The organism is Olsenella sp. kh2p3 (assembly GCA_900119625.1).
Taxonomy (GTDB): Bacteria; Actinomycetota; Coriobacteriia; order Coriobacteriales; family Atopobiaceae; genus Tractidigestivibacter.
The window spans coordinates 42,887-55,435 of record FPKD01000006.1; the positions used below are offsets into that span (position 1 = coordinate 42,887).

The 12,549-nt window shown below is 64.8% G+C and carries 7 protein-coding genes; 2 read left to right on the forward strand and 5 right to left on the reverse strand.

Annotation, left to right across the window (positions count from 1 at the left end; translation table 11 throughout):
- Positions 1-62: 62 nt before the first annotated feature.
- The 4 genes from sdaAA to BT122_RS07665 form a co-directional block, all read right to left on the reverse strand.
- Positions 63-1,676 carry an L-serine ammonia-lyase, iron-sulfur-dependent, subunit alpha gene (gene sdaAA / locus BT122_RS07650; protein WP_072355373.1) on the reverse strand — a complete coding sequence of 538 codons (1,614 nt, stop codon included), beginning with the start codon at positions 1,674-1,676 and terminating at the stop codon, positions 63-65.
- A 121-nt stretch (positions 1,677-1,797) separates the two neighbouring features.
- A complete protein-coding gene (gltX, locus tag BT122_RS07655) occupies positions 1,798-3,291 on the reverse strand; it encodes a glutamate--tRNA ligase (protein WP_286130341.1) in 1,494 nt (497 codons plus the stop codon).
- Positions 3,292-3,430: 139 nt separating this feature from the next.
- On the reverse strand, positions 3,431-5,611 hold the full coding sequence (locus BT122_RS07660; RefSeq protein ID WP_072355375.1) for a YhgE/Pip domain-containing protein: 2,181 nt from the start codon (positions 5,609-5,611) through the stop codon (positions 3,431-3,433).
- Positions 5,608-8,607 (reverse strand): YhgE/Pip domain-containing protein, encoded by a 3,000-nt coding sequence (locus BT122_RS07665; RefSeq protein WP_072355376.1) that lies wholly within the window; start codon positions 8,605-8,607, stop codon positions 5,608-5,610. The genes BT122_RS07660 and BT122_RS07665 overlap by 4 nt, the downstream gene beginning before the upstream one ends.
- A 231-nt stretch (positions 8,608-8,838) precedes the next feature.
- On the opposite strand from BT122_RS07665, the gene BT122_RS07670 reads away from it, so the two are divergent.
- Positions 8,839-9,648, forward strand: a complete 810-nt coding sequence (locus BT122_RS07670; protein WP_072355377.1) for a TetR/AcrR family transcriptional regulator — start codon at positions 8,839-8,841, stop codon at positions 9,646-9,648.
- A gap of 140 nt (positions 9,649-9,788) precedes the next feature.
- Complete coding sequence (metK, locus tag BT122_RS07675; RefSeq protein ID WP_072355378.1) at positions 9,789-11,042, forward strand: methionine adenosyltransferase; 1,254 nt, start codon at positions 9,789-9,791, stop codon at positions 11,040-11,042.
- Positions 11,043-11,283: 241 nt separating this feature from the next.
- Here metK and BT122_RS07680 read toward each other — a convergent pair whose 3' ends face one another.
- Positions 11,284-12,270, reverse strand: a complete 987-nt coding sequence (locus BT122_RS07680; RefSeq protein ID WP_072355379.1) for a hypothetical protein — start codon at positions 12,268-12,270, stop codon at positions 11,284-11,286.
- Between the last annotated feature and the right edge of the window lie 279 nt (positions 12,271-12,549).

Consider the following 12,549-nt stretch of genomic DNA (forward strand, 5'->3'; position numbering starts at 1 on the left):
GGGTGTGGGCGCCGTAGGGCGCGTTTCCGCAGCAGCCCCCCGCCGGCATGCCGCCCCAGCCCTTACGCGCACGCGCCGCAGCCAGGGCATCCCCCGCGCGCCGTGGGCGTGGCGGCAAGGCCGCCTTCGGCCGTCTCGCGCAGCGCGGGCGGAAGCGCAGCCCCAACGGTCGCCATCGCGTCGACCACCTCGTCGAACGGGATGGGGCATCCCACCCCAGAGAGCGCCAGCTGCGCCGAGCTCATCGCGCAGGCCACGCCCATCGCGTTTCTCACCTGGCAGGGGAACTCCACCATGCCGCCAACGGGGTCGCAGACCAGCCCCAGCGTGTTCGCTATCGCAAGCGACGCGGCGTCCAGGCACTGCGCGGGCGTGCCGCCGAGAAGTTCGACCAACGCGCTCGCGGCCATGGCGGAAGCCGTGCCAACCTCCGCCTGGCATCCGCCCTCGGCGCCCGCGACCGTCGCGTTCGTCGAGACGAGGGCCCCCACTGCCGCGGCATTCCACAACGCACGCCGAATGGCGGCGTCCTCGGCGCCTGCAGCCTCCGCGCAGGCGAGAAGCGCCCCCGGAACTACCCCGGAGCTCCCGGCGGTTGGCGCCGCCACAATGACGCCCATCGTGGCCGAGCGCTCAAGCGTTGCCATCGCAAATGCCGTTGCCCGAGTGAGTGCCGTCCCCATGAGCGCTCCTGCCAGGTTGCTTGCGCCCCCGCACGGCGCGCTGCCGCCCTCCGCGACCCGAGCCGCCTGTCCGCCGAGAAGACCTCCGAGCGAGGTCTTTGGTTTCGTGAGCGCCTCGGTCGTCTCGCTGCGCATGACCTCGAGCACGCGCGCCATGGCAGCATCGGAGGACGCCGGGCCGTCGGAATCTCCTGCCAGCTCAGCCTCGCGCGCTCGCATGAGCTCGCCGATGGAGAGCCGCCGCGCCCCGCAGGCGGCTAGCAGCTGAGACCCGCTCGCAAAGGAGAGCCCCGGCTCCACGGGCGCGCCCGCGCCGACCGCGCCGGGGACGTTGACCTGCGAGGCGAACTCCACGTTCTCCGTGTCGCCGAGAAGCTCGAGGAGGCGTGCCCCAACCGGCTCGTCCACCTCGAAGACCGTGTACGCCCTGCCGCCGCGCTCCTGCCTGAAGGTGCTCATGGTTGCGATGTTCACGTTTGCGGTCGAGAGCTTTCTCGTGAGCGCCGCAAGCACGCCTGGCAGGTCGCGGTGCTCGACGAAGATCGTGGGCATGTCGCCCGCGATGCTCACGGGCACCCCCTCGATGCTGCTCACGCGAACGCGACCGCCGCCCAGCGACTCGCCTGTGACGGAGATGGACGCACCGCCCTCGCATGTCATGCGAATCTCGACGGTATTGGGATGCAGTCCCTCGTCCCTTCCGCCCTCGGTGATGGAAAAGCCCAGGCCCGCATCGCGGGCAAGCTCGAAGGAGCGTCGCACGCGGATGTCGGCCGGCCCGAGCCCCAGCATGCCCGCGACGAGCGCGCGGTCGGTTCCGTGGCCCACGTGCGTGCGCGAGAAGGAGTTGTACAGCACGAAGTCAACGTGCTCGATGGGCGCCGGCGCAAGCGAGCGCGCCACCAGCGCAATTCTCAGCGCGCCTGCGGTGTGCGAGGAGGACGGACCTACCATGATGGGGCCGAGAACCTCGAACGCTGACATCGTGACCATCGTCGCTCCTCTCGTCTCACTGCCTTCTCGCCCAAGCGCCGGCATCGGGTGGCGCGCTTCGCAGCTGCCGGCGATAAAGCCGCGCGCCCGGGGCGAGCCTTCGCTCCCGGGCGCGCCGGTCCTACTCTGCCGCGATTCCTTCCGCGCACCTGAGCCGCGCGAGCGTGCAACTACGCCCGAGCAGCTCGAGCGACTCGCCGAGCGGCGGCGACACCTGGTTGCCGCAGGCGGCGACGCGAACGGCGCCAAAGAACTTGCGCTTGGAGGCGCCGAGCCTTTCCGGCAGCGCCTCGAGGGCGGCGTTGATGGCCTCGGCGTGCCACGCGCCATCGTCGAGCGCCTCGAGGGCTTCGACGGCTGCGGTCACAAACCCGCGCGCGCCTGCCTTGGCCAGGTTCTTCTCGACGGACTTCTCGTCCAGCTCGACCTCGTCGCCCTCGTAGAGGAAGCGCGCCTTGCCAACCACGTCCGGCGCCACGACGGTGCGGGGCTTCAAGATGGAGGAGAGCAGGTCGTACCAGGCGTCGTCGTGCGCAAGGGCGCCCTCGGCGGCCTCCAGCCCCGCGGAGCGAAGCTCGGGAACAAGCACGCGCTCGGAGAACTCGCGGTCGCTCATGGCCAGGTAGTAGGCCTGGTTGATGGCGTCGAGCTTCTTGGGGTCAAAGGTCGAGGGGTTCTTCGAGACGTGGTCGAGCGAGAACTCGCGCGCCAGCACGTCGCGGGGCACGATGGTGGTCTCGCCGTCGAGCGACCAGCCGAGAAGCGCGAGGTAGTTCACGAAGGCGTCGGAGAGGTACCCGGCGTCGCGGTACTCCTCGACCGAGGTCGCGCCGTGGCGCTTGGAGAGCTTCTTGCCGTCCGGCCCCAGGATCATCGAGATGTGCGCAAAGGTGGGCACAGGGGCGCCCAGGGCCTCGTAGACCATGATCTGGCGCGGGGTGTTGGAGAGGTGGTCGTCGCCGCGGATCACGTGCGTGATGCCCATCATGGCGTCGTCCACCACGGTGGCGAAGTTGTAGGTGGGGGTGCCGTCAGAGCGGAAGATGATGAAGTCGTCCAGCTCGCGGGCGTTGAAGGTCACGTCGCCGTGGACCGCGTCGTGCACCACCACGTCGCCGCGGTCGAGAGGGACCTTGATGCGCAGGGTGTAGGGCTCGCCCGCGTCGATGCGGCGCCTGGCCTCGGCGGGGTCGATGTCGCGGCAGGTGCGCTGGTAGCCCTGGAAGGGGTCGTGGCGCGCCTCGGCGGCAGCCTTGTCGGCCGCGAGCTTCTCAGGCGTGCAGAAGCACGGGTAGGCCTTGCCCTCGTCCCACAGGCGCTGCGCCGCGTCGCGGTAGAGCTGCATGCGGTCGGTCTGGCGGTAGGGACCGTAGTCGCCGCCAACCTCCGGGCCCTCGTCCCAGTCGAGGCCCAGCCAGCGCATGGCACGCAGGATGATCTGGGTGTTCTCCTCGGTCGAGCGGGTTGGGTCCGTGTCGTCGATGCGCAGGATGAAGGTGCCGTGGTTCGCGCGGGCAAATGCCCAGTTGTAGATTGCGGTGCGAGCGCCGCCCACGTGGAGCTTTCCGGTGGGGGAGGGCGCGAAGCGCACGCGCACGTGTCTGTCGTCTGCCAAGGTGGTGCCTCTCACTAGTCTCTTGCTGACGTGCATTCAGCGTTCAAGTATAGACGCAGGAGACAAGCGGTGGCCGCGAGGCCGCCGGCAGGCGCCGCGTCGCATCACCGCCGCACTGCCGCCGCCCGCGCCGTGCTGCCTACATGATCTTCGTTGACTCGAGCTTCTCGGCGATCCAGTTGTTGAGACGCACCACCGGCTTGCGCAGCAGCAGACCCAGGATGAGCGAGAGCACCACGTAGATGCCCAGGATCGACATCTCGATTGCCCAGGTGAAGCCATAGAACCCGCCAATGCACTCGTGAAGCGCGGCGATGGCGTGCACGAAGGGAAGCGTGGGGTAGAAGGTCTGGAACGCCTGGGGCAGCATCTCCACCGGGAAGGTGCCGCCGGAGCCGGCAACCTGGATGACCAGCAGGAACACGCAGATCGCCTTGCCCACGTCGCCAAACGAGACCGTGAACGCGTACATGATGTTCACGAATACCACCGAGATGAGGCAGCACGAGGTCACGAACACAACCGGATCCGCGCACTGCACGCCCAGGTAGAAGAGGTCACCAAACGAGACGAGAAGCGCCTGGAGGATGCCGAGAAGGTCAAAGAGGAGAAGCCTGCCGAGGTAGCCGTGACGCGGGCGCGCGTCTGCCTGGGCGAGCTCGGCGTCCGAGACCTGCGCCTTGAGCATGGCGACCAGGACGACGGCGCCGACCCAGAGCGCTAGCGTGGTGTAGAAGCCCGCCATGGCCGAGCCCGTGTTCGCGATGGGGAAGACGGCAACGCGCTTGAGGCCAACGGGCTGCGCGAGGAAGGCCGCGAGGTCGGTCGGGTCCGCCGAGAGGATCTGGCGCACCTGCTGGGCGTCGCCGGACTCGAGCGCCGCGGTGAGGCGCGCGGAGAGGTCGTCGAGGTCATCGGCCATGCCGTTGACCTGCTCGGCGGAGGAGTCAAGCAGGCTCTTCATGTCCGCGAGATTGCCGGAGGTGAGAGAGACCGCCTCGCTCACATCGCTCACGGTACCCTCAAGCTTGATCGAGACGGTGTTCGCCGCCGTGGAGGCGGAGTCGATGGAGCTGGCGAGGTCCGAGAGCTGCGTTCGCAGGTCGGAGTCAAAGCTGCCACGCGCGTCCTCGATCTCCTGGGCGTCCTGCTGGATGAGGGCCTTCACGTCCTCGTGGTCCTGCTTGGCGTCGGCAACGCCGTTCTCGAGGTCCGTCGCGGAGGAGCGCAGGCGCTCCGCCATCGCGCGCTGCGTGGAGATGACGCCCTCCACGCGCGAGATCGTGGGGTCGAGAAGCGATTTCATGTCCTCGGGGAGTAGCTCCTGGAGCGACTTGAGGCTGTCGTCGAGCTCCTGGTAGGCATCGGCGTGCGCGTCGATGCGCGTCGCGATGTCGCGGAGCTTTGCCGCGCCGTCTGAGGCGTCGGTCTGCGCGGTGTCAAAGGCGGTATCCACCGCGTCAGAGACCGAGTCAAAGCTCTCCTTGCTGGTGGAGAGCGCCTCGTCTATGGCGGCAGACGCCGTGTCCACGGAGTCGCCCACCTTGCGCACGCCCTGGGCAGACTCTGCCAGCGCGTTGCGAACGTCCTGAGTAGAGGAGTCGGTCCCCGAGAGCAGGGTCGAGGAGGAGTCGATGATGGAGCCCGCCGAGGAGAGCAGGCTCGAGTAGACGCCCATGTGCGACGAGACGGTGCGTAGGTCGGTCGAGGCCTGCGAGATGGCGTCGCTCAGGTTCTGGCTAATGTCCATGAGCTGATCGTCGCTCACGTAGCCAGATATCTCGGAGAGGGCGCCTGCGCCCATCTCGCCCAGACTCTGCGCAAAGTCGGTCTGGATGCTGTTCTTCACAGAGGTCGCGGCCTTGTCGGTCACGATGGGCGCGATGGCGTTTTCCTTCTGGTTACTGTAGTAGACGATGGTCGCCTGCTGGATGTCATCCGAGAAGACCGTGAGCATATCTTTGGTGAAGTCCTCGGGAATCACGATGGCCGCGTAGTACTTGCCGCTTCGCACGCCCTCGACGGCATCGTCCTCGGTTGTGACCACGTAGCCGATGGTTTTCTTCTGCGAGAGATTTGATGCCACGCGCTCGCCAAGGTTGATCTTCACGGGGATGGCGTCGCTCTGGTAGCCCTCGTCGCTGTTGGCAACGGCCACTTTGAGGTTGCCGGTGTTGCCGTAGGGGTCCCAGCTTCCAGCGATGTTGAACCAGGCGTAGAGCGACGGAATGACCACGAGGCCCACGCACACGATGAGCGAGATGATGTTCTTGGTTGCGTGCTTCACGTCAAGGCAGAAGATGCGCCAAATCTTTCTCATGCGCGGTCTCCCTTCTTGCCGTGCTTGCGCTTGCGGTCCTTCTCCTCGCGCTTGCGCTTCTTGTCGCAGTCCTTCTTCTTGTCTTTTTTGTGCTTCTTGTCCTTGTCGGCCTTGTGCTTGTCGTGCTTCTTGTGGCCGTGGTGGTCCTTCTCGACCTTGGGCTCTTCTGACGTGGTGTCGCTCGTGGGAGCGTCGTCTGCCGAGGCGGGTTCCGCCTCCTCGGCTGCGGCAGGCGCTGTCACGATGCCGCCGCGCGTGATCGTGGGCACCTCGACCTCAGGTTCGGGGGCATGCTCGTTGACGAGGCGCCTCAGCACAAGCGTTGTCTGGGAGCCCGTTGCGCCGCTGGCCCCGTTGGCGCCTGTGCCAGGCTTAGCGTCCGGCGACCTTCTCGCCTGCGCCTCCGCCACGGCGTTGCTCATGCGTTGGCGCAGCCGCTCGATGGGCGAGGAGAAGTACTCACGGTCAAGCTGGTCGCCAAGGAGCTGGTACATCTCGTCCTTGGAGAGGTCAACCATGGCGGTCTTGCGGTTGAGCGACTCGTGGAAGTACTCGATGATGATGAGCGCCGTGCACAGAAGCACCAGGCAGACTATCCACACGATGAACCAGGGGAGCTTGTTGCTCACGGAGAACATGACCACCGAAAGGCCCAGCGGCAACGCCAGCAGCAGCACAAAGCCCACGCGGATGAGGCGCGGGTAGGCCGCGTTGAATCGTGCCGCACGCTGCACGATCTGCGCACGGTACTCGTCGTTGTGCATGAGAGCCTTGATGAGCGAGGAGAGCCGGTAGTGCTCGACCTCGATGCCGTCGCGCTCGCAGATCATGAGGTCCGTCTCGGCCAGCTTCTTGTCGAAGAGCGAGTTGATGTTCAGGAGGTGGCGACGCCAGCCAACGCCAATGAGCAGGGCCGGAATCACAAAGAGCAGCAGCATGAAGATGTTCTGGCCAAAGTAGTTGCCATAGTAGCCGGCGATGGTCTCGCGCATGGCGCGGATGCCGTAGGTGAAGGGCAGCCAGGGGTTAAGCGCGCGGAAGAAGCCCGGCATCATCTCGATGGGGTAGGTGCCCGAGGAGCCCGGGATTTGCAGGATCACGAGAAGGACGCAGAGTGCCTTGCCAATGTGCTTGAACGCTACGGCAAAGGCAAAGATGATGTTCACGTAGACAAAGGACTGGACCACACCCGCGAGGATGAACGCCTTGGGGTCGAGGCACTGGATTCCAATCACGAGATCGCCCACCGTGCAGATGACGCCCTGAAGCACGCCAAGCAACAGGAAGAGCAACAGGCGCCCAAAGTAGCCCTGCCAGGGTGCAAACCCGCCCTCGATGCCCTCGTCGTCCACCTCGGCCTTGTAGATGGCGATGAGGACAAAGCCGCCCACCCACAGGGCGAGGTTGGTGTAGAAGGGCGCCACGCCCGAGCCGTAGTTTGAAACCGGGAAGACCGCCTCCTCGTCCAGCTGGACGGGGGAGGACATGAACGATGCGATGCCGTTGGCGTCAAGGTTGAGGAGTTCGTTCACGCGGTCCATGGCCTCAGAGCTCTGGATTGCCGAGAGGTCCGTGGCCACGCTGTCGAGGGTGGAGGACATGTCGTTCAGCGAATCGGTGGTGACCGAGAGGGCGGTCGAGGTCTGCTCGAGCGTGTCGTCGAGCTGCTCGAGCACCGCCTTTGTCTGCGCGATGGTGGGAGAGAGCCCGCCGAGGGACCCCGAGAGGCTTTGCGCTGCGCCGGAGAAGTTGTCAAGCGCGCCATAGAGCTCCGGCAGCGTGTTCTGGTTGAACGAGGAGTTCACGCCCGAAAGCGACGTGGTGCCGGTCTGGATGGCGTCGTTTACGGAGGAGGAGAGCCCCGCGACGGCGTCGTTGGTGGCCCCAATGTCGCTCGTCGCCCGCGAGAGGTCGTCTACCGTCGCCTGCTCCTTGTCCACTTGTGCGCTGATCCTGGCTACAGAGGCGTCAAAGGCGGGGCGCACGCCATCGGGAAGGGATGCGGACAGGCTCTGAAGGTCCTGCACCAGCTGGCGGTTCTGGTTCACGAGCGACTGGGCGGTTGCAAGCGCACCCTCGGCCGTGCCTTGTGCCTGGCCAATCTTGCCAGAGATGCGTCCTATGGCCTGGTTGGTGGTACCCGAGATGGACGAGAGACGCGTGGAGCCATCGGTGACCGCGCCGGCAACCGAGGTTGCCAGCGACGTTGCATCGTCGCGCGAGGTGAAGAGGACACCCGTTGCGTCCGCGAGGCTCCCGCTCGCATTGGTCGATATGCGGTCAAGCTCGTCGAGGGTCGACTCGGCGTCCTCGATGGTCTGGCGCGCGGCAGCTACGGTGTCCCGAGCGCCCGACATGCTCGTGGAGAGGTCGTCCACCGTTCCCTTCACGCCCCGCACGCGGCCCACGATGCTCGTGGTGGCGTTGTCGGCATCGCCCTTCGCGGAGACGATGAGGTCCTGGAGCTTGCCTACCACCACGTTCGAGACGGTCGAGACAAACGTCTCGTTGATCTGCGTCTCGACGGTGGAGGCACCAGTGTCTGTGACCTTGGGCGCGATGGGGTTGACCTTCTCGTTTACATAGTAGGTGAGGTCGGGGGAGACCAGGTTCCCGGTGAGGACTGAGGTGAGGTCGCGCGTGAAGTCAGCGGGAATCACGATGGCGGCGTACGAGCGGCCCGAGCGAACTTCCTCGAGTGCGGTGTCCTCGTCGAGAAAAACCCACTTGAGCTGGGTGTTCTTGCCCAGTTCCTCAACAACCATGTCGCCAGCGTTGATGAAGCCCAAGTCCCCGCCGGCATCGGCCCCCTCGTCGAGGTTCACCACGGCAACGCGAACGTCTTGGGTGTTCTCGTAGGGGTCCCAGTTGGCCATGATGTTGAACCAGGCGTAGAGAGACGGGATAACGCAGACGCCCAGCGTGACAATGACCGCCACGGGGTTGCGCAGTATCCTCTTGAGGTCACGCCAGAAGATTTGAAATACCTTGCCCATGCTCCTCCGCCGTGGGTCGTAGCTTCTCGGTGGCGGGGCTTGCTGCCCCACGTACTATAAAGAATGCGTTCGGCTTCAATCATATATTTCTACACCTGTTGGTATCCCGTGGAAGGGATTTTTAGACCTCACAGGCAGTTTTTTTGAAAACTGCTCAAAAATCCTGACCCAGATGGTAGAATCTCGTCGTCGTACACGAGTCTGCGAGGCGCGAAGTGGGGCGCAAACTGCATGAGTCTGCTTGACGAGAAAATGACGTCTGAGCTGGCCAATAGCCTGAAGAAAGCAAGTGGGGCGGCGCGTACGTCGCTTGAGGAAACAGTGACCCGACAGACCACCAGGCTGCGCAGCAGCACCAAGACGCGCAAGAGCGCCGCAACACGCGAGCGCATCATGGCTGCCGCAACCTCACTCATGGTCGAGCGCGGTAACACTGACTTCCAGATGAGCGAGGTCTCCTCTCGCTGCAAGATGTCCAAGGGCGCCCTCTATTACTACTTCGCGGACAAGGACGCGCTGGTCGAGGCCATCTTTGACCGCTCCATCGATGAGCTTGTCGACTCTGTTGAGGGTGCCGTTGCCGGCGCCTCCTCTGCGCTCGAGGCGCTCGTGAGTCTCACGCGCGAGCTCACGTGCCGCATGAGCGTGGGAAGCCCGCTTGCGCTGGCCATGACCCGCGAGGTCATCGACGCCAACAACAACGTGCTTCCCTCCATGGAGACGCACTTCGCGCGCATCATCTCTATCATCAGTGCGCAGCTTGACCGCGCCAAGGGCGAGGGCATGGTGCGCGAGGGCGTGAACAGCCGCCTTGGTGCCGTTACCATCTCTGGCGCGTTCATCTTTGCCGCCCTCGAGGTGGCAAGCCTTGGCGAGGACGCGCCCACGGGCGACAAGCTCGCCCGTTCCCTCATCGACATCGCGCTCAACGGCATGGGCACCGAGGCCGCCCACACGGCCCTCGCTGCTGCCGGATGTGGTTCCTCGTTGGCTGCGCAAGAGTCCGAGAAGACTGCGCCTCAGCTGTCCGAACAGGGGTGACGAGACGCAGCCAGCGCGCTACCCTTGTGCGGGCGATCTTCTCGCCCAGGCGATGAGCCGTTGCACCTCTCAGTCATAGTCGAGCGCCGACGCGGCGGTCGCTGTTGGCACGGGCCCGCCCGTGCGGAAAGGATATAGGAATGGCCCACAAGAACTACTACTTCACCTCGGAGAGCGTCACCGAGGGCCACCCCGACAAGATGTGCGACCAGATCTCCGACGCCATTGTCGACGCGATTCTCGCCAAGGAGGCCAAGCTCCAGGCCGCGGGCTACGTGGACGCCGACGGCAACCCCGCCAACGTCGACAACGTGCGCTGCGCCGTCGAGACCTTCACCACCACCGGTACCGTCGTGGTGATGGGCGAGGTCCGCACCGAGGCCTACGTCGACGTGCAGAAGATCGTGCGCGAGACCGTGCGTGGCATTGGCTACGACCGCGCCAAGTACGGCTTCGACTGCGACACCTGCGGCGTCATCAACATGATCCACGAGCAGAGCCCCGACATCGCGCAGGGCGTCGACGGCACCTACGCCCGTGCCGACGACACCGACCCGCTGGACAAGATCGGCGCCGGCGACCAGGGCATGATGTTCGGCTACGCCTCCGACGAGACCGACGTGCTCATGCCCATGCCCATCTACCTCGCGCAGCGCATGGCCGAGCGCCTGGCTGCCGTCCGCAAGTCCGGCGAGGTCGGCTACCTGCGCCCCGACGGCAAGACCCAGGTCACGGTTCGCTATGAGGACGACAAGCCCGTCGAGGTCACGGCCATCGTCGTCTCCACGCAGCACGACGCCAAGGCCGAGCACGACCAGATCGAGCACGACATGGTCGAGCACGTGATCGCGCCCGTGCTTGACGAGGTCGGCATCAAGTGGCGCGACGCCGACATCTACGTGAACCCCACCGGCCGCTTCGTGGTGGGTGGCCCCATGGGCGACACCGGCCTCACCGGCCGCAAGATCATCGTCGACACCTACGGTGGCATGGGCCGTCATGGCGGTGGCTGTTTCTCCGGCAAGGACTGCACCAAGGTCGACCGTTCGGCCGCTTACGCCGCTCGCTGGGTTGCCAAGAACGTGGTTGCCGCAGGGCTTGCCCACAAGTGCGAGGTCGAGCTGGCCTACGCCATCGGCGTCTCCCACCCGCTGTCCATCATGGTCGACACCTTTGGTACCGGCGCGTATGACGACGAGCTCATCGAGAAGGCCGTCGAGAAGGTCTTTGACCTGCGTCCTGGCGCCATCATCCGCGACCTCGACCTTCGTCGCCCGATCTTCCAGAAGACTGCTGCCTACGGTCACTTTGGCCGCAAGGACCCCGACTTCACCTGGGAGGCCACGAACCGCGTCGACGAGCTCAAGGCCGCTATCGCGGAGCTTGCCGAGTAGCTTTTCTCGTCCTGCCAGCCCCTCCGGTTCACCCCCGGAGGGGCTTTTCTTGCCGTGGCTCCCTGCCTCCTGGTCCCGCCCCAGCTGAGTCGAGCCCTCTTCCCCCCTCCCCTGCCTCTTTCCCCTCTCCCTCTCCCTCTCCCCGTTCTTTAGCGGTTTTTGAGAAATGGGGCTCACGTTTCCGCAGGTCGCGTGAAACCCAATTCTCAAATACCGCTAAAGAAGGGGGAGAGGTGGGGGATTAGGATAGATGAACCCAGCCTTGGAGCGGGTCTGTCCGGGGGATTCCGTAGCTGTCAAGAAGGCGTTCGAAGTAGAGCCTGTCGCCAACCTGCGCCGGCGTGAAGCGCACGACACTTCGACCGCCGATGGTGAGGCGAGACTCCCTCTGCCGTTCGCGGACAAACGCGCCAATCGTGTCGCCGCCGGTCATGGCCTCGTCGGTGTACTTGATGAAGCCGTCCATCTCGCCCAAGACTGCCTTGCCTTCAGGAAGCGCCCACGAGAAGTCCGCACGGAACGTCATCCCAGAGACTGGGTCGAAATAGGAGGTCTGCAGCTCGGGAATGACAAAACCAAGCTCAATCATCGTGGCGCGTGCGATTGACTCTCCCCAGCTCTCTGCTCGACCGTCCGCGTATCTTGCGACGATTCGCGCGTTCTTTATGCCCCGCGCCCCCTTCCACGGTTGCGAGACCATCTTCTGCAGCTGGTCAGATGACTTACCAGTTGCCCGCAGGTAGGAGTCCGCTACGGCAAGCGCTTCGGGAAATCCCAGCTGGCGCATGCAGTCAATAACCGTGCGGTCCAGGCTCGTTGCGCGCATGTCATCAACCAAGACCACTTCGCATGGTGAGACGACTGTCCGCTTGGTGCGTCCGTTTGACTCGCAGGTTCCAGTGCCAATCTTCGCGATCTTGAGCGGCCACGTTGCCTTTGGGGGAATAGCCACTGCGTGGGCGACGGCGGCAGAAGCGCTGACAAAGACCCAGTCCGGGTGGATGCGCGCAATCGTGCGCATGATGCGACGAATTCGCTGGCTGGGATACAAGGCGTTCCAGGTATTGGCACGCGCATAGATTCCCGGATAGGGGGAGACAAGCTCGCCCGTTCGCTCGAGGTAGCGAAAACGGCTGCGCTCGCCCCCGTTGGTTGGGACGGCGCAGCGAGCGCTTCTCTCGGCGTCTCTTAAGAGCTTCTCGCAGGTGGCTCTGGTTGTTGAACTCATGCGCGCTCCAACGGCCAAGCGTGGTCAGTGCGATGAGCATAGCCAAAGTTTTCCCAGTTCAGGGCCTAAATTCCCGTCAGATTCATGCCAGATTTCAGAGAGCATGCCGAGAAGTGACACCTGCCATCACCCCCCTGGCCCTTGGTCTACGACTCTCCTTGGCCGCCCTCACCCTGCTTCCCCGTTCTTTAGCGGTTTTTGAGAATCGAAGGTCACGTTTCCGCAGGTCACGCGAAACTCAATTCTCAAATACCGCTAAAGAACGAGGAGGGAATCCGC

Bases quoted from the DNA above. Each gene is read 5' to 3' on its own strand.
- BT122_RS07665 (WP_072355376.1), bottom strand. From the start codon at position 8,607: ATGGGCAAGGTATTTCAAATCTTCTGGCGTGACCTCAAGAGGATACTG.
- BT122_RS07660 (WP_072355375.1), bottom strand. From the start codon at position 5,611: ATGAGAAAGATTTGGCGCATCTTCTGCCTTGACGTGAAGCACGCAACC.
- BT122_RS07670 (WP_072355377.1), top strand. From the start codon at position 8,839: ATGAGTCTGCTTGACGAGAAAATGACGTCTGAGCTGGCCAATAGCCTG.
- sdaAA (WP_072355373.1), bottom strand. From the start codon at position 1,676: ATGGTCACGATGTCAGCGTTCGAGGTTCTCGGCCCCATCATGGTAGGT.
- BT122_RS07680 (WP_072355379.1), bottom strand. From the start codon at position 12,270: ATGAGTTCAACAACCAGAGCCACCTGCGAGAAGCTCTTAAGAGACGCC.
- metK (WP_072355378.1), top strand. From the start codon at position 9,789: ATGGCCCACAAGAACTACTACTTCACCTCGGAGAGCGTCACCGAGGGC.